The organism is Erwinia sorbitola (genome assembly GCF_009738185.1).
In the GTDB taxonomy this organism is placed as follows: domain Bacteria; phylum Pseudomonadota; class Gammaproteobacteria; order Enterobacterales; family Enterobacteriaceae; genus Erwinia; species Erwinia sorbitola.
In genome coordinates this window covers 1,342,152-1,363,821 of record NZ_CP046509.1, presented here as the reverse complement: position 1 = coordinate 1,363,821, position 21,670 = coordinate 1,342,152, and the positions used below count along the sequence as shown (strand labels likewise).

Sequence of the window (21,670 nt, the reverse complement as noted above, 5' to 3'; positions counted from 1 at the left end):
ATCATTCAATGAAACACTTAATTAACACGATTTATTATAAAACCTTACAAAAAAAGTTACCGATCACACTTCTGCCTCTCCCCGCCATCTTTGCCAAAATGTTCTTGCTATCTTGACCCGGTGGTCAATGCCACCCCTTACCTGACTAAAACAACGATCCGGATAACAAGGTACCGCTATGAAATTCAATCTCTCGTTACTCAATGCATGTGTAGTCTCCGCCTGCATGTTGTTCGCCACCCCGCTGCTGGCCGCAGAAAAACATGATATCGCTCTGGTGGCAAAAGTGACCGGCATTCCGTGGTTCACCCGTATGGCTGTAGGCGTGGATGAAGCCGCCAAAAAACTGGATGTGAATGCTTACCAGGTGGGTGGTTCAACGGCCGATCCGGCGCAACAGGTTAAAGTCATTGAAGACCTGATCGCTAAAAAAGTGGATGCAATTATCGTGGTGCCAAACGATGCAAAAGTGCTGGAACCGGTGCTGAAGAAAGCACGCGACCAGGGCATTGTGGTGCTGACTCATGAATCCCCTGACCAGCCCATCGGGCAGTGGGATATTGAAACCATCGACAGCGTGAAATACGCCGAGAAAAATATGGATGAGCTGGCCAGTAATATGGGCGGCAAAGGCGGCTATGCCATCTATGTAGGTTCACTCACCGTGCCACTGCATAACGCGTGGGCCGATGCAGCCATTAAGTATCAGAAAGAAAAATACCCAGAAATGCACGAGGTTACCTCGCGCCTGCCGGTAGCGGAAAGTATCGATAAATCCTACGCCACCACTCTCGATCTGATGCGTACTTACCCCGATCTGAAAGGGATTATCGGCTTCGGTTCACTCGGCCCGATCGGTGCCGGGCAGGCGGTGAAAAGTAAACGTGCGAAAAATAAAATCGCCGTGGTCGGCATCGCCATGCCAGCGCAGGCTGCGCCATACCTGGCAAGTGGTGACATCAAAAAAGCACTGCTGTGGGATCCGAAAGATGCCGGATTTGCCCTGGTGAGCCTTGCCGATCAGCTGCTGGACGGCAAACAGGTCACGCCGGATCTGACCATTGACGGGCTGGGTAAAGCCGATGTGGATATGGAGCACCATGTGATCCGCTTTAATCGCATTCTCGAAGTGACCAAAGATAACGCGAAATCCCTCGGCTTCTGATCGTTTTGGGCCAGTTATGCTGGCCCTTATCCACTCCAGGGTACTGAATTATGTCCACGCAAACACCGTTTATCTCACTGGAAAATATCAGCAAATCATTTCCGGGCGTGCGCGCACTGGATGATGTGTCGCTGACGCTGAACCGTGGCGAAGTGCACTGCCTGGCCGGGCAAAACGGCTGCGGTAAAAGCACGCTGATCAAAGTGATCTCCGGGGTTTACCAGCCGGATAAAGGCTCACATATCAGCATAGACGGCAAGCTGTTAAGCCACCTGACGCCAGCCCTTTCCGCTTACTACGGCATTCAGGTTATCTACCAGGATCTGTCGCTGTTTCCTAATCTGTCAGTAATGGAAAATATTGCTGCTCATCGCTATCTGCCGGGCGGCAGCTTCTGGGTTAACCGCCGGGCAATGCGCCAGCTGGCGCAGGAAACCATGGCGCGTATTGGCGTGAATCTCGACCCGGCGCGCAAAGTTGAGAAACTGTCGATTGCCGATCGCCAGCTGGTTGCTATTTGCCGGGCGCTGGCAGCCGATGCCAGCCTGGTGATTATGGACGAACCCACCGCTTCGCTGACACGCCACGAAGTTAACGGCCTGCTGCGGGTGGTCAATGAGCTGAAAGCCGCCGGGATCTGCGTGGTATTTGTCAGCCATAAGCTGGATGAGGTGATGGAAGTCTCCGACCGCATCAGCGTCATCCGCGACGGCAAACTGGTGGGCACGTTTACTGCCAGCAAAATCGATAGCGACGAACTGGCCTACCTGATGACCGGGCAGCGCTTTAGCTTCAGCCATCTGCCGGAGCGCGCTTCACCGAGCGAAACGCCGCTGCTCGAGGTGCGCAACCTTTCGCGCCGCAACCAGTATCAGCAGATCAATCTACAACTCAGAAGCGGTGAAATCACCTCGATCGTTGGCCTGCTGGGGGCCGGACGCACCGAGCTTTGCCTGTCGCTGTTCGGTATTACCCGTCCCGACAGCGGCGAGATGATTATCGACGGTAAGTCGGTAAAACTGCGCAGCAACCGGGACGCCATCCGCCACGGCATTGCCTACGTCTCCGAAGATCGGCAGACCGAAGGGTTGATTATGTCGCAGTCGATTTTTGACAATTTGCTGCTGCCGGTTTTCTCACGGCTGCGCAATCGCCTGGGATTGCTCGACAGAGATGAAGCACGTCAGCAGGCATCGAAGCTGATCCGCGAACTGAATATTAAAGTCTCTGACAGCCAGCTCGCCGTGCAGACACTTTCTGGTGGCAATGCCCAGCGCGTGGCCATTGGCAAGTGGGTGGCGACCAGACCGAAAGTACTGATTCTCGACTCCCCTACCGTCGGCGTGGATATCGCCAACAAAGAGGGAATTTACCGTATCGCCCGCGAGCTGGCCGAGTCCGGTATGGCGGTACTGATGATCTGCGATGAGATCCCGGAAGCTTACTACAACAGCCACCGCGTGCTGGTTATGCGTAAAGGTGAACTGGTTGCCAGCTTCGCCCCCCACCAGTGCAGTGAAGAGGAGATAGCCGGGGTGGTCAATGAATAACAAATTACGTCAACTTATCAGCCAGCACGAATTCTGGCTGGGTATGCTGATTGTGCTGCTGGCCCTCGGCCTCAGCCTGCGCACCAGCGAGTTCCTCACGCTCGGCAACCTGACGGACGTCGCCACCAGCTATGCCATCCTCGGTATTCTGGCCTGTGGCCTGTTTGTGGTGCTGATTGCCGGAGGGATTGATATCTCGTTCCCGGCAATGACGGCCATTGCCCAGTATGTAATGGCCAGCACCATGCTGGCATACGGCGGCAATCTGTTTAGCGTATTTGCCGTTGCCATCGGCTGCGGCCTGCTGCTGGGAATGTTTAACGGCCTGCTGGTTTATCTGCTTCGCGTACCGGCGATTATTATCACTATCGCCACGCTGAACCTGTTTTACGGCCTGCTGGTCTGGGCTACCAACGGCACCTGGCTGTATGGTTTCCCGGACTGGTTTATGAACGGTATTAACTGGTTCTCCTTCACCGCCGCCGACGGCTACGACTATGGTCTGACGCTGCCGCTGCTCTGCCTGCTGGCGGTGTTTGTGCTCACCGGCGTCCTGATGAACTTTACCCGTATCGGACGGCAGATCTATGCAATGGGCGGCAGCCGTGAGTCGGCTTCACGCCTCGGCATTAACCTGCGCGGCCTGCATCTGGCGGTCTATGGCTATATGGGCGTGCTGGCCGGTGTGGCCGCAGTCGTTCAGGCACAAACCACGCAGTCTGTCGCCCCGAATTCACTGGTTGGCTACGAGCTGACGGTGCTGGCGGCGGTGGTACTGGGCGGTGCCAGTATGAGCGGCGGACGCGGTACGCTAACGGGAACGCTACTTGGCGTGCTGCTGCTGGCGTTCCTGCAAAACGGCCTGACGCTGCTGGCAGTGTCGTCTTACTGGCATATGGTGTTTAGCGGCATCATTATTCTGGTCAGCGTTAGCGCCACGGCCTGGAATGAAAAACATCAGCGGGCAAAGGGGAACTGAGATGCTGACATTACTGAATAAACTACCGGGAGATCGGATTCTCCGGCTACAGGTGCTGATGCTGGTGGCGGTACTGGCGCTGTTCTCCCTGACGCTGGGCGGACGCTTTTTTAGCAGCGGTAACTTCAATTCGATCGCCAGCCAGCTGCCGGTGCTCGGCCTGCTGGCGCTGGGTATGGCCGTCACCATGCTGACCGGTGGGATTAATCTGTCGATTATTGCCAGCGCTAACGCCTGTTCGCTGCTGATGGCGGCACTGATCGTCGCCCATCCCGATCGGCCAGAGTGGATAGCCCTTGCACTGCTGGCCGGGCTGGCGCTGGCAGTGGCGATAGGCGTGGTAAACGGAGTGCTGATTGCGGTGATTGGCGTCTCGCCCATTCTGGCAACGCTCGGCACGATGACGCTGATAGCCGGACTGAATATTTTACTGTCGAATGGCGCAGTGATCTCCGGCTTCCCGCCGTTGATTCAGATGCTCGGCAACGGTGATGTTGCCGGTGTGCCCATCTCTTTACTGCTGTTCCTCGCCGTGGCTGCCCTGATGTGGCTGCTGCTGGAGCGCACTACGCTGGGCCGCACCATTCTGCTGCTGGGCAGTAACGAAAAAGCCACGCGCTTCAGCGGCGTGAATACCACACGTGTCACCATTGTGGTTTATATCCTGTCGGCGCTGATGAGCTGGGGAGCCGCACTGCTGATGATGTCGATGTTCAACTCTGCAAAGGCGGGCTACGGCGAGTCCTGGCTGCTGGTAACCATTCTCGCCTCAGTGCTGGGCGGTATTAATCCGGACGGCGGTTTTGGGCGTATTCCCGGGCTGGTACTGGCGCTGATAGTACTACAGATGCTGGAAAGTGGACTGAATCTGCTGGGAGTGAGCAGCTACCTCACTATGGCCCTTTGGGGTGGTGTACTGATCCTGTTTATTGCGTTGCAACATCGCAGAACCTGAATACTGAGGATAAAAATGGCGAGCTATTACATTGGTGTGGATGTGGGAACCGGCAGCGCACGCGCAGGTATTTTTGATATTACCGGACGAATGATGGGCCAGGCGAGCCGGGAAATTGCGATGTTTCGTCCGCAGGCCAATTTTGTTGAACAGTCTTCTGACAATATCTGGCAGGCAGTGTGCCAGGCGGTACGCGATGCGATTAATCAGACCAATATCAACCCGGTGCAGATCAAAGGCCTGGGGTTTGATGCCACCTGTTCACTGGTTGTGTTAGATAAAGAGGGCCAGCCGCTAACGGTCAGCCCTTCCGGGCGCAGCGAGCAGAATATTATTGTGTGGATGGATCACCGTGCCATTGTGCAGGCGGAGCGCATCAACGCGTTGAAACACCCGGTGCTCGACTACGTGGGCGGCGTGATCTCACCCGAGATGCAGACGCCGAAACTGCTGTGGCTTAAGCAGCATATGCCTGCCAGCTGGCAAAACGTCGGCCACCTTTTTGACCTGCCGGATTTCCTCACCTGGCGCGCCACCGGCGATGTTACTCGCTCGGTCTGTTCGCTGGTATGTAAATGGACATGGCTGGCCCATCAGGACGGCTGGGATACCAGCTATTTTAAACAGATCGGGCTGGAAGATTTGCTGGAACATGACGCGGCGAAAATCGGCAGCGACGTTAAAAGTATGGGCGAGCCGTTGGGGCGCGGGCTGACTCAGCGCGCCGCCAGTGAGCTGGGCCTGCTGCCCGGAACTCCGGTCAGCACCTCCATTATTGATGCACATGCAGGTAGCCTTGGCACGCTCGGCGCTGCCGGGCCGTCAGGTGAGCTGGCAGATTTTGACCGCCGTATTGCACTGATTGGCGGTACATCGACCGGGCATATGGCGATCTCCCGCGAACCACGCTTTATCAAAGGAGTCTGGGGGCCATATTACTCGGCGGTACTGCCAGATTTCTGGCTTAACGAGGGAGGCCAGTCTGCCACCGGCGCACTTATCGACCATGTTATCCAGTCGCATCCCTGCTACAGCCAGCTGCGCGAACAGGGAAAAAATCAGGGCAAAACCATTTATGAGGTGCTGAACGCCCTGCTGCGTGATATGGCAGGAGAAGCGGATAAAATTGCGTTTCTGACGCGCGATATCCATATGCTGCCCTACTTCCACGGCAACCGCTCTCCGCGTGCTAACCCTAACCTTACCGGGATCCTCACCGGGCTGACGCTGTCGCGTACGCCGGAGGATATGGCGCTGCACTATCTGGCGACTATTCAGGCGATTGCACTGGGTACCCGGCATATTATTGAAACCATGAATCAGAGCGGCTACAGCATTGATACCATTATGGCCAGCGGCGGCGGCACCAAGAATCCGATCTTTGTGCAGGAACACGCTAACGCTTCCGGCTGTACCATGCTGCTGGCGGAGGAGAGTGAGTCGATGCTGCTGGGCAGTGCGATGATGGGTACCGTGGCAGCAGGGGTTTATGACACGCTGCCGGAGGCGATGAACGCCATGAGCCGCATTGGTAAAACCGTGACGCCGCAGACTAACGAGATCAAACGTTATTACAACCGTAAATACCGGGTGTTCCGCGAGCTGTACCACGATCATATGAAATATCAGCAGATGATGCAGGAGGAGTAATGACCCCGGAACAGAGCTGGCAACAGGCCACCACAGGTTGGGAGACTTACCGCCAGGCGCTGACGGCACTGGAAACCGGGCTTGACCGTCAGCAGTGGCTGGCGGTACTTAATGCCCTCGCCGCCTGCAAAGGCAAGATTGCGGTCACCGGCATTGGTACTTCTGGCATTGCCGCGCGTAAAATCGCCCATATGCTGGCCTGCGTGGAGCACCCCGCCATCTGGTTAAGCGCTGCCGATGCCGCCCATGGCGATATCGGTTTTCTGCGCAATAACGACGTGCTGATTATGCTGTCGCGCGGCGGTAACTCTGACGAGCTTACCCGGCTGCTGCCGACGATAAAAGCCAAAGGCTGTAGGCTGATTAGCGTAACCGAAAACGCGGGATCCGCCATAGCCCGGGCCGCAGATCTGCTGCTGTTAATGCCCAAATCACAGGAGATCGACCCGCTGAATATGCTGGCGACCACCTCTATTATCAGCGCACTGGCAGTGTTCGACGCGATGATTGCGGTGCTGATGACCAGCAGCGGTTACAGCAAAGAGACGCTGCTCCAGGTGCACCCGGGGGGGAATGTCGGGAAGATGTTAAGGGAAGAAGAATAAGTCCTGAACCGGGAATGGTGTACTTAGCCGTATTACCATTCCCCGGATCTGTTCCGCCATCATCACAGAGGGCATCGCAGCCAAAATCCCCGCACTTATCATCCCTCCTTTCCCGCCCCTTTCCCTTACCCTGTCATAGGCTATAACCACCCGGGATCACAACTATGTTAAGGAAAACCTGCCTTACACTTGCCTTACTGATGCTCTGCGGCTGTGCCACCATCACCAGTCATACCCTCGGTAAAAACCCTAAAAACTCGTTCTATGCAGGAACCCAGCTCGACTACAACATGCTGCATGACTGCTTCTGGTGCTGGCTCGATCTGCCCGTTTCCATCGTGGGTGATACGCTGATGCTGCCCTATGATACCTGGCACTATTACCATACGCCCGCAGAAACAACGAAATCGCCAAAGCCATCGCCGCCGGTGAAATAACGGCCTGATTTGTGCTAGCCTGCGGGGATAAAACATCCCCTGGGCGAGTGATAATGAACGGACAACAGATACAAAAACTCACCATGCAGATAGCACTGGCGTTACCCGAAGCAGAGCTTGACTACCCTTTCGGCCCGGAGGCGGAGGTATTTAAGGTGCGTGGCAAAATGTTTGCGCTAATGTCACAGGTGCGCGGTGAACGCATCGTGAATCTGAAATGCCGGCCCGAAGATGGCGAACTGCATCGGGCGATCTACGACTCTATTCATGCGGGCTGGCATATGAATAAACGCCACTGGATTTCGATCTATGGGGGCGAACAGATAAGTGAAGGATTGATTAAGCAGCTGGTGGAAGAGTCTTACGATCGGGTGGTAGCTGGATTACCGAAACGGCTGCGCCCTTTAGCGCTGAGATAACTTTAGCGGACAAAACAAAGGGGCGAATAGTCGCCCCTTTGTCAGCATTTACGGTAACACCGATTATGCCAGTTTGCGCATCACCAGGGTGGCGTTGGTGCCACCAAAGCCGAAGCTGTTAGACATCACAGTAGTCAGCTTACGCTCGGTAGGCTTGGTGATGATATCCAGGCCTTCTGCTGCCGGATCCAGTTCGTCGATATTGATGCTTGGTGCCACAAAGCCGTGTTCCAGCATCAGCAGCGAGTAGATTGCTTCCTGAACGCCTGCGGCACCCAGTGAGTGTCCGGTCATCGCTTTGGTCGCAGACATCGCCGGAGTTTTGTCCGGGAAAACTGCGCGGATAGCGCCCAGTTCTTTCACATCGCCAACCGGCGTTGAGGTTCCATGGGTATTCAGGTAGTCGATTGGGGTATCAACACCTTCCATTGCCATACGCATGCAGCGCATTGCGCCTTCACCTGATGGAGCCACCATATCAGCACCATCGGAAGTTGCGCCGTAGCCAACAATCTCAGCATAGATATGTGCACCACGCGCCAGAGCATGCTCCAGCTCTTCAACCACGATCATACCGCCACCGCCTGCAATGACGAAGCCGTCACGGCTGGTGTCATAGGTACGGGAAGCTTTTTCCGGAGTCTCATTGTACTTGGTGGAGAGTGCGCCCATCGCGTCAAACTCACAGGACATTTCCCAGCACAGCTCTTCGCCGCCGCCAGCAAATACGATGTCCTGTTTGCCCAGCTGAATCTGCTCTACCGCGTTACCGATGCAGTGTGCAGAGGTGGCGCAGGCAGAGCTGATGGAGTAGTTCACGCCGTGAATTTTAAACGGGGTAGCCAGGCAGGCAGAAACGCCGGATGCCATCGCTTTGGTCACCATATACGGGCCAACGCCGCGCAGGCCTTTAGCACGCATACCGTCAACGCTGGCTGCCTGGTTGAAAGGAGAACCGCCGCCGGAACCAGCAACCAGGCCCACGCGTGGGTTGTTCTGGTACTGCTCATCGGTCAGGCCGGAATCTTTCACCGCATCCTGCATGGAGAGGAAAGCGTAAATTGACGCATCGCTCATAAAACGCAGCATTTTGCGATCGATACGGGCTGAAATTTCGTCCTTCGTTAACTTAACGTTACCCCAGACGTGACTACGCATACCGGAATCTTTGAGTTCCTGCGAGAAGGTAATGCCAGAGCGGCCTTCACGTAATGATGCCAGAACTTCCTCTTGGTTATTACCAATACTGGAAACGATCCCTAGGCCAGTAATCACAGCACGTTTCATTCAATACCTCTTTCACTTCTAATTAGGATTCGACTGGCACTCTAGCTTACAGTTGTACGCCGAACAAGTCCGATCAGCAGATTCCTTGTGTAAATTTGCGTAGGGTCAAGCACAACGTTAAAATCCCGCCACTGCCTGAGCAACGAGCCTTTGACGTGAAAACCGCCCCAATAGAGTACGCAGAGCTATGCTGGAACGATCAGGGTACACCTGTATCCCGAGAATTCGATGACGTCTATTTCTCAAACCAGAATGGTCTTAAAGAGACAGGTTACGTGTTTCTTGACGGCAATCATCTGCCCGCACGCTTCGCAACGCATCCGCGCGATCTGTTTATCGTTGGCGAAACCGGATTCGGAACCGGACTGAATTTTCTGACTCTCTGGCAGGCCTTTGACGCCTTTACCACCAGCCAGCCAGCATCAACTCTACAGCGTTTACATTTTATCAGCTGTGAGAAATTTCCGTTAACGATCAGCGACCTCGAGTCTGCCCATGCCAGCTGGCCACAGCTGGCCGCTTATGCCAGTCAGCTGCGCGCGCAGTGGCCGCTGGCGCTACCGGGCTGCCACCGCCTGCTGCTGGATGGCGGTCGGATCACGCTCGATCTGTGGTTCGGCGATATTAACCAGCTTATTCATACTTTTGATGACACCCTGAATCAGCAGGTCGACGCCTGGTTCCTTGACGGCTTTGCCCCGGCAAAAAACCCGGATATGTGGACAGCAGAACTGTTTGATTGCATGGCGCGTCTGGCGCGTCCTGGCGCAACGCTGGCAACCTTCACGGCGGCAGGTTTTGTGCGTCGAGGCCTGCAACAGGCGGGATTTGAGATCAGCAAACGCAAAGGCTTTGGTGAAAAACGCGAGATGCTCACAGGCTCTCTGCCCAGCGCCGTTTCCCGACCGGCGCAGGCTCCATGGTATGCACGTCCTGCCGCTGAAGGTGACGACATTGCCGTGGCTGGCGGTGGCATTGCCAGTGCGCTGCTGGCGCTGGCGCTGCTGCGGCGCGGTAAAAAAGTGACGCTTTACTGTGCCGATGCTCGCCCGGCGCAGGGCGCTTCAGGCAATCGTCAGGGCGCAGTTTATCCGCTGCTCAACCATCACGATCCTGCTTTAGCACAGTTTTTCCCTGCCGCCTTCACCTTTGCCCGGCGCGTTTACGATCGGCTTACCCTGCCCTTTGAGCACGACTGGTGCGGCGTAACGCAGCTGGCATGGGATGAAAAAAGTGCCGATAAGATCAGTAAAATGCTGGAAATGGGGCTGCCCCCCGCGCTGGCAGCTGCGGTTAACACCGAAGAGGCTGAAAAGCTGTGCGGTGTGACAACCGGATGCGGAGGAATTACCTATCCGCTCGGCGGCTGGCTCTCCCCTGCTGAACTGACCGCCGGGCTGTGGCAGCTGGCGGAACAACAGGGAGCGATCCTCCACTGGCAGCAGGAGATTGTGCAGCTAACGCCTGAACAGGAGTCTGGCTGGCGGCTAAGTTTCCGCACTCAGCCTGACTGTCAGCACCGCAATGTGGTGCTGGCAACCGGCCATCGTCTTACGGACTTTATCCAGAGTGAAAAACTGCCGGTCTACGCGGTAGGCGGCCAGGTGAGCCACGTTCCTACCACGCCAGCGCTCTCGGCGCTAAAACAGGTGTTGTGTTACGACGGCTATCTGACCCCGGTCAGCCCGCAGTTCCTTCAGCACTGCATTGGTGCCAGCTATCATCGCGGCGATACCTCGACTGAGTATCGCGCTGACGATCAGCAGGAGAACCGTGAGCGCCTGATCCGCTGCCTGCCCGCCGCCGGGTGGCCAGAAGAGATTGACGTCAGCGATGGCAAAGCCCGCTGCGGCGTACGTGCTGCCACACGCGATCACCTGCCGATGATGGGTGCACTGCCGGATTACGCCGCCACCCTGCAACAATATGAACACCTGGCGCAGCAGCAGCAGGCCGACCCTGCCCCGGTTTATACCGGCATCTTTGTTCTTGGAGCGCTGGGATCGCGCGGTCTGTGCAGCGGCCCGCTGGCGGCTGAAGTGCTGGCCGCACAGCTTTGTGGTGAACCGATTCCGCTCGACAGCCATACGCTGGCAGCCACCAGCCCGAACCGATTTTGGGTGCGAAAGCTGCTGAAAGGGAAAGCGTTAAAATGAAAGGGGATTTTGTCGTAACGGCCGTAGCAGAAGAGAGCAGCGGTTAGAGAGTTGAAACAGGGCAGATGAAGTTCTGCCCTGTTACGGAGCCTGCTTACCGGGCTTGCTGGAACAGCTTGTCCCACATGCCCATCACCAGCACCTGGTCGCGCGGAGAAAGCTCACCCGCCTTGATCGCTTTATCCAGGCTTTTTTGCACCTGAATTTGCAACGCTTCCGGGGTGTGCTCACCAGCCTGTTCAATTTCAGCCACTGCCAGCGTCAGATGACCACGCAGGTAGCCACCAGCAAACAGCTCGTCGTCGCTGGCATGTTCTACCATGTCATCAATCAGGCCCAGAATACGCGCCTCAAATTCATCGATCATAAAATCCTCTGTAAGCTATTCGCTCCCCGTTCAGCACAGATCTTCCGGCCAGGGAAACTGTGCCGCCGTCAGCGGTGGAGTTGAGTAAAACGAGCGAAGTTCAGTAATCAGCCGGGCCGGACGGGCAGGAATGCCCTTCTCCAGATACTCCATCACCTGAGCATGCACCTTACGCTGAAACGCAATGCGATCCGGTTCACAATCTCCTTCAAGATTGTCACAACTTACATTGAACGGAAAGCCTGCCGCAACACTTAACAACCATTCCAGCGCCTGCGGTTTGATCTCTACAGATTCAAACTGGCTCTGTGTCTCGGCATCGCGCCCGTCCGGGCAGTACCAGTAGCCAAAATCCACCAGCTTACGGCGCTCGGCACCGGCAATACACCAGTGGGAAATCTCATGCATTCCGCTGGCATAAAAACCGTGGGCAAACACCACGCGGTTCCATGGAGACGAGTCGTCAGCAGGAAGATAGATCGGTTCGTCATCACCTTTAATCAGGCGTGTCTGAAAATCATCCATAAAGCAGCGATCGAAGATATCGATCAGGTCTTGATAGCGGTGTTGCTGGCTCATAGCTGTTTGTCTTCAATATAAAAAACGCGCAATTTTGGCATTTTGTCAGAGAGGTTTCGAGAATTATTCGCAATTATATCGACTGGGGGAAAAAGAGGAAGGGAACAGCGGACAAATCGGCCATTCCGCCTGGTACGGAATGGCCCGGTACTAAAAAGATAACGATAACGTCAGAAAGATTCCCAACTTGCCGATGAAGCGGCAGCGCCTGCAAGCCGGGCTTTAGGAGTTTTCACTTTTGCTGTAGCTACTGGGTTATTACTCCCTGGAAGACGGAAAATATCGACCATTTTTTGTAATTTCGTGGACTGATCTTCAAGACTGCTGGCGGCCGCAGAGGAGGCCTGAACCAGGGTTGCATTGTGCTGAGTGGTGGTATCCATTTCTGTCATGGCTAACGCAATTTGCGCTATTCCGCGGTTCTGTTCATCAGAGGCCGCAGCAATCTCCTGCATCAACACTTTTACCTGGGTGACAGAATTAACGATACCGCTCATCCGCTCACCGGCCAGATCCACCTGCTGCACACCCTCCTCAACTTGTTTAACCGAGGAGGCAATCAACGTTTCAATCTCTTTGGCTGCCTGCGCACTACGTTGAGCCAGCGAGCGCACTTCGGCCGCGACAACAGCAAACCCACGCCCCTGATCGCCAGCTCGCGCCGCTTCAACCGCAGCATTTAGCGCCAGGATATTCGTCTGGAAGGCAATGCCGTTAATCACAGAGGTGATATCGGCAATACGCCGTGAGCTTTCACTGATATCTTTCATGCGTAAAACAGCGGCGCCCACCACGCTACCGCCTGACAAAGCAGTGTCTGCTGCTGTGGCGGCAAGCTGGCTGGCCAGCTGCGCATTGTCAGCATTCTGTTTCACCGTTGAACTCAGTTCCTCCATACTGGCAGCCGTCTCAACCACGGCGGCTGACTGCTGTTCAGTACGGGCAGAGAGCTCATCATTGCCTTTAGAAATATCATCGGCAGATTCACTGACGGAATGGGAGGCTCCCCTGACCATCTGCATCGCTTCCGCCACACGCGCAACCAGCTGATTAAACGCGCTGACCGTCAGGCCAATCTCATCCTGCCGTCCGGTAGTCAGGCTCTGGCTTAAATCCAGCGTTTCACTGATGGAGACGATACCCTTAGTCATCGAATTCAGGCGGCGTTTTATATTCAGAACCGTCATGATGGCAAACGCGCCCAGCACTAAAGTTGCCAGCAGCGTGGCCACCGCTGAAAGCGTCATCGAATTATTAATCAGATGACCGCTCTTGAGGTTAGCTTCAGTTACCAGCTGGTTATTGTAGGCCACCTGTACTTTAAAATCGTCTACCAGTTGACTAATTTGCCCGGCAACCAGGCCACCATTTTGCATTGCTTTCGCGATGGCAACCCGGTCATTAGATTCAGAAATTTTAAAATATTGGGTCATAACCTCGCCGAACTTCTCAAGGTCTGCCTGCGTCTTTTTAGACTGACTAAGATCGTTCTCATCAGAGGTCAGATCATTAAGATAATGGTGATGCATCCCCAGCAGCTCACTGTAAAGCGCCAGTGACTTATTTTTCACTTCAGTCATTTCTGCCGGGTCTTCTGTTAAACCATGCAGATACAGCTGAGAGCGAATGTCTGTGACCTTCCTCATTTCATTATTGATTAAAATGATGCTCGGCAACGAGTTTTCCTGAAAGTACTTTGCATCCCGACTAATATTAGACAACGAATACATAGAAATTACGTTGGTAACTATCAGACTAAAAATGAGTAGTGAGAATGCAAGCAGTAAACGCTTGGTAATATTCATAACATGCTCCCAATTTGTGCAGTAACACCTGTTTTGATTGTTATACAGACTTCGTCGATATGACGCGGAACCTTTGCTGGCGTGTTGCGACCCGCCAGCAAAGGTTCACCCAGAAAAAAACTCATGTTTTCAATGATAATTATCTCTGTCAGGAGTGACAGAAAGAGATGTAAAAAACCCTGGTGCTACCAATATACTAACTCTAAAGATCACGTTGAAAGAGCACGTTGATCACATTACTGCACAGACATTTCAATCTTCTTGTGAGTTAATTTATGCCAGCATATAATTAAGACAACCTTAAGATAAGAAATAATTACCCAATAAAAAATATTTAATTTCAGGTATAAAGATCTGCAAAAAATTGACGATAACTATGACTCATCGATGAAATAGTAAAGCAGGAGATAATAAGGTGAATATGATTAAAAATAAAAATACCATATATGATCTTTTTCACAATATTTAATTGTTATATCTGTTGAGATAGCTCTACCGAAACAACACATACAATTTCTATAGTAACGCCACCACCAGGGTTTTTACTAAAAAAGAAATCACCAGGGAATTATCTCAACTTACATTTTTTAAACATTGCCAGTTTCAGGCTTAAAGCATGCAAAAATCAACTCAATCGGACATTATCCTCGACGGTCAGACCAGTGGGCTGGTAAAACAGCCCATGATACTGATGCTGCTGCTACTTGCTCTCTCTTTCCTTGTGGCCATAATTGCACTGTTCTATATAGCAAATAGTCAAAATCATCATGAGGATGACCACAGCCGTCTGCTTATGGCGAAAGCGATTGAAAATCGTCAGGAGATTAATAACTCTCATATCACCGATAACGCCGACTGGGGTGAAGCCTGGAAAAATCTTCATCTGACGACCAATACCCGCTGGGCCTGGGATAATCAAAACCTGGGTGAGTCGCTCTATCATACCTTTCACTATGAAGGCATCTTTGTTGTCTCACCGGACGGACAAACGCGTTACAGCGTGCTGAAAGGTCAGCTGCACCTCGAGTTAATTGGAACATGGCTGGGTAAAGATCCTGTCCCTTATCTGAAACAGCAGCTTGCTGAATCAGACGGAAAAGCCGTTTCCAGCCTGGTCGTCTCTGAGGGGCAGGTAACCATCCTGAGCGCCGCATGGATCACTCCCGGCGGTGATAGCAGCGTCGTCACGGATGACGGCCCCCGGTCTTTAATGATCTTCGCCGACAGACTTACTCCGGATAAACTCAGTAAGATGGCCCTTGAATACGGCATCCAGGATGCCCATGTTCTCCGGCCACAAAGCTCAACTGTAGCAGGAAGCAGCAACCAGCTTGAGCTCCCTGCGCTTGATGGCCCGGTCATTTTTACATGGCAGAGTGATAATCCCGGCGAGGCGCTGGTGATCTGCATACTTCCGGCACTGGTATTGCTGATGTTTGCCACCCTGTTGACGGCATTTATGCTGATGAAAAACGTCCTGCGCAGGGCGCGCATGAGCGATGAAAGTCATTTTCTGCTGGCACAAAGCCAGCAGGCGCTTTACAGCAGCGAATGCCGTTTCAGAGACGTGGCGGAAACCACCACCGACTGGATATGGGAAGCTGATGAAAATTTGAGGTTTACCTGGATATCGGAACGTTTTCCGGCCATTACTGGCTATCATATTTCAGACTGGATTGGTCGTCCGGTCACCGAATTCTTACTCAACGACAGCGATGTATCATCGCAGCTTGCCTACCTTTGCCAGTCCGGTGGCCGTATCACGCTGCCGAACAGCCGCTATCTCTCGGCACAGCAGCACCCGCGCTTCTGCAATATGATTGTTAAACGCGTCTTTCTTCCCGGCGGGAAAACCGGTTTTCGCGGAACGGCAACCGATGTCACGCAGGAAGTGGAAGCGCTGGAGCGGGTTCGCTATTTGTCGCACTTTGATGAGGTTACCGGTCTGCCGAATCGCGTACAGATGAAAGAGTTCCTTGAGGGAAAATTGAATTCTGAATCTACCGGTGAGCATCAGCTGGCGATTATCATGATTGATCTGGATAAATTTAAGCCGGTCAACGACACCTACGGGCATAGCGTGGGCGATGCGGTGCTGCATGAGGTTTCAACCCGGCTGCGCGCCTGTCTGAAAGACTCTGGTCTGGCGACCCGCCACGGCGGCGACGAATTTATTATTATTCTGCCTGATGTAAAGAACCAGGAAGATATCGAAGCGTTGTGCCGCGAAGTTATCCGCGAGATTAATCAGCCCTTCCTGATTGAAGGATGTGAAATCTATGTCGGCGCCAGCCTCGGTATTGCCCTCTCCCCTCAGGATGCCCGTACCGCCAGCGATCTGCTGCGCTATTCCGATATCGCTCTGTATAAAGCCAAAAATGAAGGGCGCAACCAGTGGGCATTCTTTCAGCGGGATATGGACGAGAAAATTGTCCAGCGTCGGGAAATGGAGCAGGAGCTGCGCGAGGGGATCCGTACCGGCCAGCTGCGCATGGTTTACCAGCCGCGTTACGACACGCGATGTGCCTGTATCACGGCGGTGGAAGCGCTGGTCAGGTGGCAGCACCCTCAGCACGGGCTGCTGATGCCCGATCAGTTTATCCCTCTGGCAGAAGAGACCGGGCTGATCAACGCACTTAGCGACTGGGTTTTATACACCGCCTGTAGCGAAACGCAACGCTATCTGCCGGGTTTAGCGGTCTCGGTTAATCTCTCTGCGGGTGAGTTCCAGGACAACGGCCTGTACAACAGAATTAAGGATGTTCTGGAAAAAACCGGGCTGAAAAGTTCGCGGCTGGAAATAGAGGTGACGGAAAATGTAACGTTGCAGGATCCGGTCAAAACGCAGAAAACCATGCTGCAGCTTAAAGCTCTCGGCGTGAAATTCCTTATTGATGATTTTGGCACCGGGTTCGCCTCCCTGAGCTATCTGCGAACCTTCCCGTTTGACGGTATCAAGCTGGATAAATCTTTTATTTTCCCCATTGATGACTCTGTCAGCGCCCGTCAGATCGTGGAAAATATGATTGGCCTTGGTAAAGCCTATGCGCTGAATGTCACCGCAGAGGGTGTTGAGACGCAAATACAGCTGGAGCAACTCACGCTGTTACAGTGCGACAGCCTGCAAGGCTATTTCATTGGTATGCCGGTCCCTATTGAGAGCCTGCGAGATCTCAATACCTGCCGCATATAACAACGCCTGCTGGCAGGCTATTACACATGAAGCCAGCCGAGGATCTCAGCGCCATGACTGTCATACAGCAGTTTGGCGCTCATCACCGCAGAAACAATCACGATCATCGGGCGGATCAGGCTCTGCCCTTTGGTCAGCACCATACGGGCACCAAGACGCGCACCGCATACCTGCCCGGCCAGCATCACCAGCCCCGGCAGCCACACTACTTTCCCCCCCAGCATAAACAGCAGCAGGCCACCAAGGTTAGAGGTGAAGTTAAGCACTTTGGCGTGTGCAGTAGATTTCGCCAGGTTATAGCCGCACAGGGTGACGAAAGCCAGCGCATAGAATGAACCCGCGCCAGGGCCAAAGAAGCCGTCATAGAAGCCTACGCATCCCCCTGCTACCAGCGCAAACGGCAGGCCGTGCAGGCGACGCTGGCGATCTTCTTCGCCAATCTTCGGCATCAGCAAAAAATAGAGGCCGATGGTAATCACCAGCAGCGGTAACAGCTGACGCAGAATATCGCCCTGCACATGCTGAACCAGCAGAGCACCGCTTACCGAACCTAAAAAGGTCAGCGCGATATTTAACTTCTGTTCGCGTAAATCCACCGCTTTACGGCGAATAAAATAGAGACTGGCAGAAAACGATCCGCCCACTGATTGCAGTTTATTGGTCGCCAGCGCCTGCGCCGGGGATAGCCCCGCCGCCAGCAGCGCAGGTACGGTTAACAAACCGCCGCCGCCTGCAATTGCATCAATAAAACCTGCCAGCAAGGCCACCAGAAACAGCACGCCAAGCAGCCATGGCGCAACGCTAATCCATTCCATTTATTCTGAACGCCTTACAGTTGATGGTTATCCAGCAGCGCCTGACAGGCCGGTGGCAGCGGTGGTGGTTCGCGTTTCACCGGCGGCTTAGTGCCCGGTTTCGCTGGCACAAACCAGCTTTGCAGTTCAGCACCACAGCCATCACCCGGCGGTGGCAGCGGCTGATCTTCACATTGCAGACTGCCAGCCGGGCAGCGCAGGCGCACGTGCATATGCGCGCGATGCTGGAACCATGGCCGTACCTTACGCAACCAGTCACGATCGTTCCCGGCGTCAGCACAGAGCTGCTTTTTAATCGCCGGATTAACGAAAATACGTGTGACATCGTTATCTTTCGCCGCCAGTTTGATCAGACTGTCGATTTCCGGCTGCCAGTGTCGGGCCACCACATTTTTACCGTCGGGGGCCACCAGATCGAGCGGCTGCGGCTTCAGCAACATCTGCTGAGTCCAGCGCTGTTTCGGCAGCTGTAACCAGATATCCACATCCAGCCCGGATTGATGGCTGGCGTGGCCGCTGCTGAAGCGCCCCCCTGCCGCCATCCCCATATCCCCCACCAGCACTTCACCCAGCCCGAGCTGACGGGTCTGGGTGCTGAGACGAGTGATAAAGGCAATCAGATCCGGATGACCAAAATAGCGACGCTGATCGGTACGCATTACCTGATATCCGTCCGCATCGAGCGGCAGCGGCTGTGCACCAACGATACATCCGTTAGCAAAAGCGCCTATCGACTGCGGCGCACCGCCGATCGGATGTTGAATGGTCTGCCACGGCGTGGCGCCCTGCGCCGTCGCAGTGGATATCAGCAGCGCGCACAGCGCCATCAGCCTCTTTTTCATCAGTTACCAGCGTGGATAAGTGGTTGCAACATCTGCATTCTGCGCGCGATGGCGCAGCAGGTGATCCATCAGCACAATCGCCATCATCGCTTCTGCGATCGGCACCGCACGAATGCCGACGCACGGATCGTGGCGACCTTTGGTGATCATCTCCACTTCTTCACCGCTGCGGGTCAGGGTCTTACCCGGGACAGTTATGCTGGAGGTCGGCTTCATTGCAATATTGGCAATAATGCTCTGACCGCTGCTGATACCGCCCAGAATGCCACCGGCGTGGTTGCTCTGGAAGCCGCTGGCACGGATTTCATCACGATGTTCGCTACCGCGCTGGCTGACCACGGCAAAGCCGTCGCCAATCTCAATGCCTTTTACCGCATTGATACTCATCAGCGCATGTGCAAGGTCAGCGTCAAGGCGATCAAAAACCGGTTCGCCGAGGCCAGCAGGAACGTTTTCCGCCATCACCGTCACTTTGGCACCAATGGAGTCGCCCTCTTTTTTCAGGGCACGCATCAGTTCGTCCAGCGCTTCAATTTTATCGGGATCCGGGCAGAAGAACGGATTCTGCTCAACCTGATCCCAATCTTTCAGCTCGCAGGCCACATCGCCAATCTGCGCCAGATAACCGCGCACCAGAATACCGTGTTTCATCTCAAGGTATTTTTTCGCAATGGCACCCGCCGCCACGCGCATCGCCGTTTCACGCGCCGACGAGCGTCCACCGCCACGATAGTCGCGGAAGCCGTATTTCTGATCGTAAGTGTAATCAGCATGGCCGGGACGATAGAGATCTTTGATCGCGCCGTAATCCTGCGAACGCTGATCGGTATTTTCAATCAGCAAACCGATGCTGGTGCCGGTGGTTTTACCTTCAAACACGCCGGAGAGAATTTTCACCTGATCCGGCTCGCGGCGCTGGGTGGTATAGCGTGAAGTGCCGGGGCGGCGGCGATCGAGATCGTGCTGCAAATCAGCTTCGGTCAGCGGGATGCCCGGTGGCACACCATCAACGATACAGCCAAGGGCGATACCGTGCGATTCGCCGAACGTCGTGACCCGAAATACTTGTCCAATGGTGTTACCCGCCATGCTGGCTCCTCGCTAAAGTGGTGAATCAGTCTTTATAGATTTTAAAATGATGTTGTGCGTCGATAATCTGCTGTTTTGTCAGCATAAATACGCCATCGCCGCCGTTATCAAACTCCAGCCAGGTGAAAGGCACATCCGGATACTGTTCGATCATATGCACCATGCTGTTGCCCACTTCGCAAATCAGCACGCCCTGCTCGCTGAGGTAGTCCGGCGCGCAGGCCAGAATGCGGCGGGCCAGCTTCAGGCCGTCATTGCCGGCCGCCAGACCCAGCTCCGGCTCATGCCGGTATTCGTTGGGCAGGTCGTCCATATCATCAGCATCAACATACGGCGGGTTGGTGACAATCAGGTCGTACTGTGTTTTTGGCAGCTCGCGGAACAGGTCAGCGCGGATTGGCGTTACATGGTGATCCAGCCCGTGTGCGGAAATATTCTGCTCGGTCACTGCCAGCGCGTCGGTGGAGATATCTACCGCGTCGACTTCTGCATCCGGGAATGCGTAGGCGCAGGCGATAGCGATACAGCCGCTGCCGGTACACATATCCAGAATATGCTGAGGTTCATGGCTGATGATGCCGTCAAAATGGTTGTTGATCAGCTCACCAATCGGCGAGCGCGGCACCAGTACGCGTTCATCAACATAAAATTCATGCCCGCAGAACCAGGCTTTATTGGTGAGATAGGCCACCGGAATACGCTCGTTAATCCGGCGGATCACGCGCTCAACGATGCGGTGACGCTCGCTGGAGGTAAGACGCGCGGTGCGCATATCTTCCGGGATATCCAGCGGCAGGTAGAGCGTAGGAAGCACCAGCTGAACGGCTTCGTCCCAGGGATTGTCGGTGCCGTGGCCGTACCAGATATCAGCAGCAGAAAAGCGGCTGACCGACCAGCGCAACATATCCTGAATAGTGTGCAGCTCATTCACTGCTTCTTCGACGAAAATTTTGTCCAAAGTGCCCTCCGCAGGCCGTTCTGTTAAACCCGGGCGCTAGTTTGCCACGAAGCTTGAGATAATTCAGCGCGAGGGGATGAAAAAGCTGAGATTTGTTTCAGCAGCTGACAAGGAAAAGGTAGACTGACGGCATAAAGCGGATGAAATGACCGTTAACTGAATACAACGAATTGATAGCGATACCCTGAAATGAGTAAAAAAGACAAGCTGAATGCGGAAGATCTGGCGTTGTTTCGTGGGTTGATGAGCGGCACACGTAAGCTGACCCAGGACACCATTGTCCATAAGCCACCGCGTAAAAAGATAACGGAAGTGCCGCAGAAACGCCTGTTGTCCGAACAGATGGACAACAGTCACTATTTTTCCGATGAGTTCCAACCGCTGCTGGCCAGCGAGGGGGCGGTGCGGTACGTCCGTGCGGATGTGGATAATTACGAACTTAAAAAGCTGCGACGCGGTGATTACAGTCCGGAGATTTTCCTCGATCTGCACGGCTTAACCCAAAAACAGGCTAAAGAGGAGCTGGGGGCACTGATTGCCGCCTGTCGCCGCGAACATATTTTCTGCGCCAGCGTGATGCACGGGCACGGCAAACATGTGCTTAAGCAGCAGACTCCGCTATGGCTGGCGCAGCATCCCATGGTGATGGCGTTTCATCAGGCACCGAAGCTGTTTGGCGGTGACGCCGCGCTGCTGGTGTTAATTGAAATTGAAGAGTGGTTACCGCCGGAGCTGCTGTAAGCAGCCGAACGGGGTTTTGCATGGCGGGCAGACGCTGTTTCAGTATGCCCGCAGCAGAGGCGCACATTGCGGGCGCAG

General features: G+C 54.3%; 19 protein-coding genes. 11 read left to right on the top strand and 8 right to left on the bottom strand.

Annotated elements, in window-relative coordinates:
- Positions 1–178: 178 nt before the first annotated feature.
- From GN242_RS06165 to GN242_RS06130, 8 genes are all read left to right on the top strand, one after another.
- On the top strand, positions 179–1,165 hold the full coding sequence (locus GN242_RS06165; protein ID WP_154753980.1) for an autoinducer 2 ABC transporter substrate-binding protein: 987 nt from the start codon (positions 179–181) through the stop codon (positions 1,163–1,165).
- 50 nt (positions 1,166–1,215) lie between these two features.
- The gene (locus GN242_RS06160; RefSeq protein WP_156287068.1) at positions 1,216–2,715 is read left to right on the top strand and encodes a sugar ABC transporter ATP-binding protein; all 1,500 of its coding nucleotides are present in this window, start codon (positions 1,216–1,218) and stop codon (positions 2,713–2,715) included.
- Positions 2,708–3,694 carry an ABC transporter permease gene (locus tag GN242_RS06155; RefSeq protein WP_154753982.1) on the top strand — a complete coding sequence of 329 codons (987 nt, stop codon included), beginning with the start codon at positions 2,708–2,710 and terminating at the stop codon, positions 3,692–3,694. The genes GN242_RS06160 and GN242_RS06155 overlap by 8 nt, the downstream gene beginning before the upstream one ends.
- Before the next feature lie 4 nt (positions 3,695–3,698).
- Positions 3,699–4,649 (top strand): ABC transporter permease, encoded by a 951-nt coding sequence (locus GN242_RS06150; RefSeq protein WP_156288198.1) that lies wholly within the window; start codon positions 3,699–3,701, stop codon positions 4,647–4,649.
- Positions 4,650–4,664: 15 nt separating this feature from the next.
- Positions 4,665–6,299, top strand: coding sequence for an FGGY-family carbohydrate kinase (locus GN242_RS06145; RefSeq protein WP_154753983.1), 1,635 nt, complete (start codon positions 4,665–4,667; stop codon positions 6,297–6,299).
- On the top strand, positions 6,299–6,904 hold the full coding sequence (locus GN242_RS06140) for a KpsF/GutQ family sugar-phosphate isomerase (RefSeq protein WP_156287067.1): 606 nt from the start codon (positions 6,299–6,301) through the stop codon (positions 6,902–6,904). The genes GN242_RS06145 and GN242_RS06140 overlap by 1 nt, the downstream gene beginning before the upstream one ends.
- 164 nt (positions 6,905–7,068) lie before the next feature.
- Complete coding sequence (locus GN242_RS06135) at positions 7,069–7,341, top strand: YceK/YidQ family lipoprotein (protein ID WP_154753985.1); 273 nt, start codon at positions 7,069–7,071, stop codon at positions 7,339–7,341.
- Between the two features lie 53 nt (positions 7,342–7,394).
- Entirely contained in the window at positions 7,395–7,760 is a 366-nt protein-coding gene (locus tag GN242_RS06130) for an MmcQ/YjbR family DNA-binding protein (protein WP_156287066.1), read from the top strand.
- A gap of 63 nt (positions 7,761–7,823) precedes the next feature.
- Here GN242_RS06130 and fabB read toward each other — a convergent pair whose 3' ends face one another.
- Positions 7,824–9,047, bottom strand: a complete 1,224-nt coding sequence (gene fabB, locus GN242_RS06125; RefSeq protein ID WP_154753987.1) for a beta-ketoacyl-ACP synthase I — start codon at positions 9,045–9,047, stop codon at positions 7,824–7,826.
- A gap of 155 nt (positions 9,048–9,202) precedes the next feature.
- Between fabB and mnmC the strand changes: the two genes are divergently transcribed.
- Positions 9,203–11,203, top strand: coding sequence for a bifunctional tRNA (5-methylaminomethyl-2-thiouridine)(34)-methyltransferase MnmC2/FAD-dependent 5-carboxymethylaminomethyl-2-thiouridine(34) oxidoreductase MnmC1 (mnmC, locus tag GN242_RS06120; protein ID WP_156287065.1), 2,001 nt, complete (start codon positions 9,203–9,205; stop codon positions 11,201–11,203).
- Positions 11,204–11,297: 94 nt separating this feature from the next.
- On the opposite strand, the gene GN242_RS06115 is transcribed toward mnmC, so the two are convergent.
- From GN242_RS06115 to GN242_RS06105, 3 genes are all read right to left on the bottom strand, one after another.
- A complete protein-coding gene (locus GN242_RS06115; RefSeq protein ID WP_154753988.1) occupies positions 11,298–11,570 on the bottom strand; it encodes a YfcL family protein in 273 nt (90 codons plus the stop codon).
- A 30-nt stretch (positions 11,571–11,600) separates the two neighbouring features.
- Positions 11,601–12,149, bottom strand: a complete 549-nt coding sequence (locus GN242_RS06110) for an elongation factor P hydroxylase (RefSeq protein ID WP_154753989.1) — start codon at positions 12,147–12,149, stop codon at positions 11,601–11,603.
- A gap of 170 nt (positions 12,150–12,319) precedes the next feature.
- A complete protein-coding gene (locus GN242_RS06105) occupies positions 12,320–13,954 on the bottom strand; it encodes a methyl-accepting chemotaxis protein (RefSeq protein ID WP_156287064.1) in 1,635 nt (544 codons plus the stop codon).
- Positions 13,955–14,570: 616 nt separating this feature from the next.
- Between GN242_RS06105 and GN242_RS06100 the strand changes: the two genes are divergently transcribed.
- A complete protein-coding gene (locus GN242_RS06100; protein ID WP_305038641.1) occupies positions 14,571–17,147 on the top strand; it encodes a bifunctional diguanylate cyclase/phosphodiesterase in 2,577 nt (858 codons plus the stop codon).
- Positions 17,148–17,167: 20 nt separating this feature from the next.
- Here the strand turns inward: GN242_RS06100 and GN242_RS06095 are convergent, their stop codons facing one another.
- From GN242_RS06095 to prmB, 4 genes are read right to left on the bottom strand one after another with little or no spacing between them, the layout of a single operon-like run.
- Positions 17,168–17,962 carry a sulfite exporter TauE/SafE family protein gene (locus tag GN242_RS06095; RefSeq protein WP_154753991.1) on the bottom strand — a complete coding sequence of 265 codons (795 nt, stop codon included), beginning with the start codon at positions 17,960–17,962 and terminating at the stop codon, positions 17,168–17,170.
- Positions 17,963–17,976: 14 nt separating this feature from the next.
- Positions 17,977–18,804, bottom strand: a complete 828-nt coding sequence (mepA, locus tag GN242_RS06090) for a penicillin-insensitive murein endopeptidase (RefSeq protein WP_156287063.1) — start codon at positions 18,802–18,804, stop codon at positions 17,977–17,979.
- A 3-nt stretch (positions 18,805–18,807) separates the two neighbouring features.
- Entirely contained in the window at positions 18,808–19,893 is a 1,086-nt protein-coding gene (gene aroC / locus GN242_RS06085; RefSeq protein ID WP_154753993.1) for a chorismate synthase, read from the bottom strand.
- 25 nt (positions 19,894–19,918) lie between these two features.
- Positions 19,919–20,851, bottom strand: coding sequence for a 50S ribosomal protein L3 N(5)-glutamine methyltransferase (gene prmB / locus GN242_RS06080; RefSeq protein ID WP_154753994.1), 933 nt, complete (start codon positions 20,849–20,851; stop codon positions 19,919–19,921).
- A gap of 189 nt (positions 20,852–21,040) precedes the next feature.
- Between prmB and smrB the strand changes: the two genes are divergently transcribed.
- Positions 21,041–21,592 (top strand): endonuclease SmrB, encoded by a 552-nt coding sequence (gene smrB, locus GN242_RS06075; RefSeq protein ID WP_154753995.1) that lies wholly within the window; start codon positions 21,041–21,043, stop codon positions 21,590–21,592.
- Positions 21,593–21,670 lie beyond the last annotated feature (78 nt).

Bases quoted from the DNA above. Each gene is read 5' to 3' on its own strand.
- GN242_RS06165 (WP_154753980.1), top strand. From the start codon at position 179: ATGAAATTCAATCTCTCGTTACTCAATGCATGTGTAGTCTCCGCCTGC.
- GN242_RS06160 (WP_156287068.1), top strand. From the start codon at position 1,216: ATGTCCACGCAAACACCGTTTATCTCACTGGAAAATATCAGCAAATCA.
- GN242_RS06155 (WP_154753982.1), top strand. From the start codon at position 2,708: ATGAATAACAAATTACGTCAACTTATCAGCCAGCACGAATTCTGGCTG.
- GN242_RS06145 (WP_154753983.1), top strand. From the start codon at position 4,665: ATGGCGAGCTATTACATTGGTGTGGATGTGGGAACCGGCAGCGCACGC.
- GN242_RS06140 (WP_156287067.1), top strand. From the start codon at position 6,299: ATGACCCCGGAACAGAGCTGGCAACAGGCCACCACAGGTTGGGAGACT.
- GN242_RS06135 (WP_154753985.1), top strand. From the start codon at position 7,069: ATGTTAAGGAAAACCTGCCTTACACTTGCCTTACTGATGCTCTGCGGC.
- GN242_RS06130 (WP_156287066.1), top strand. From the start codon at position 7,395: ATGAACGGACAACAGATACAAAAACTCACCATGCAGATAGCACTGGCG.
- fabB (WP_154753987.1), bottom strand. From the start codon at position 9,047: ATGAAACGTGCTGTGATTACTGGCCTAGGGATCGTTTCCAGTATTGGT.
- GN242_RS06115 (WP_154753988.1), bottom strand. From the start codon at position 11,570: ATGATCGATGAATTTGAGGCGCGTATTCTGGGCCTGATTGATGACATG.
- GN242_RS06110 (WP_154753989.1), bottom strand. From the start codon at position 12,149: ATGAGCCAGCAACACCGCTATCAAGACCTGATCGATATCTTCGATCGC.
- GN242_RS06105 (WP_156287064.1), bottom strand. From the start codon at position 13,954: ATGAATATTACCAAGCGTTTACTGCTTGCATTCTCACTACTCATTTTT.
- GN242_RS06100 (WP_305038641.1), top strand. From the start codon at position 14,571: ATGCAAAAATCAACTCAATCGGACATTATCCTCGACGGTCAGACCAGT.
- GN242_RS06095 (WP_154753991.1), bottom strand. From the start codon at position 17,962: ATGGAATGGATTAGCGTTGCGCCATGGCTGCTTGGCGTGCTGTTTCTG.
- mepA (WP_156287063.1), bottom strand. From the start codon at position 18,804: ATGAAAAAGAGGCTGATGGCGCTGTGCGCGCTGCTGATATCCACTGCG.
- aroC (WP_154753993.1), bottom strand. From the start codon at position 19,893: ATGGCGGGTAACACCATTGGACAAGTATTTCGGGTCACGACGTTCGGC.
- smrB (WP_154753995.1), top strand. From the start codon at position 21,041: ATGAGTAAAAAAGACAAGCTGAATGCGGAAGATCTGGCGTTGTTTCGT.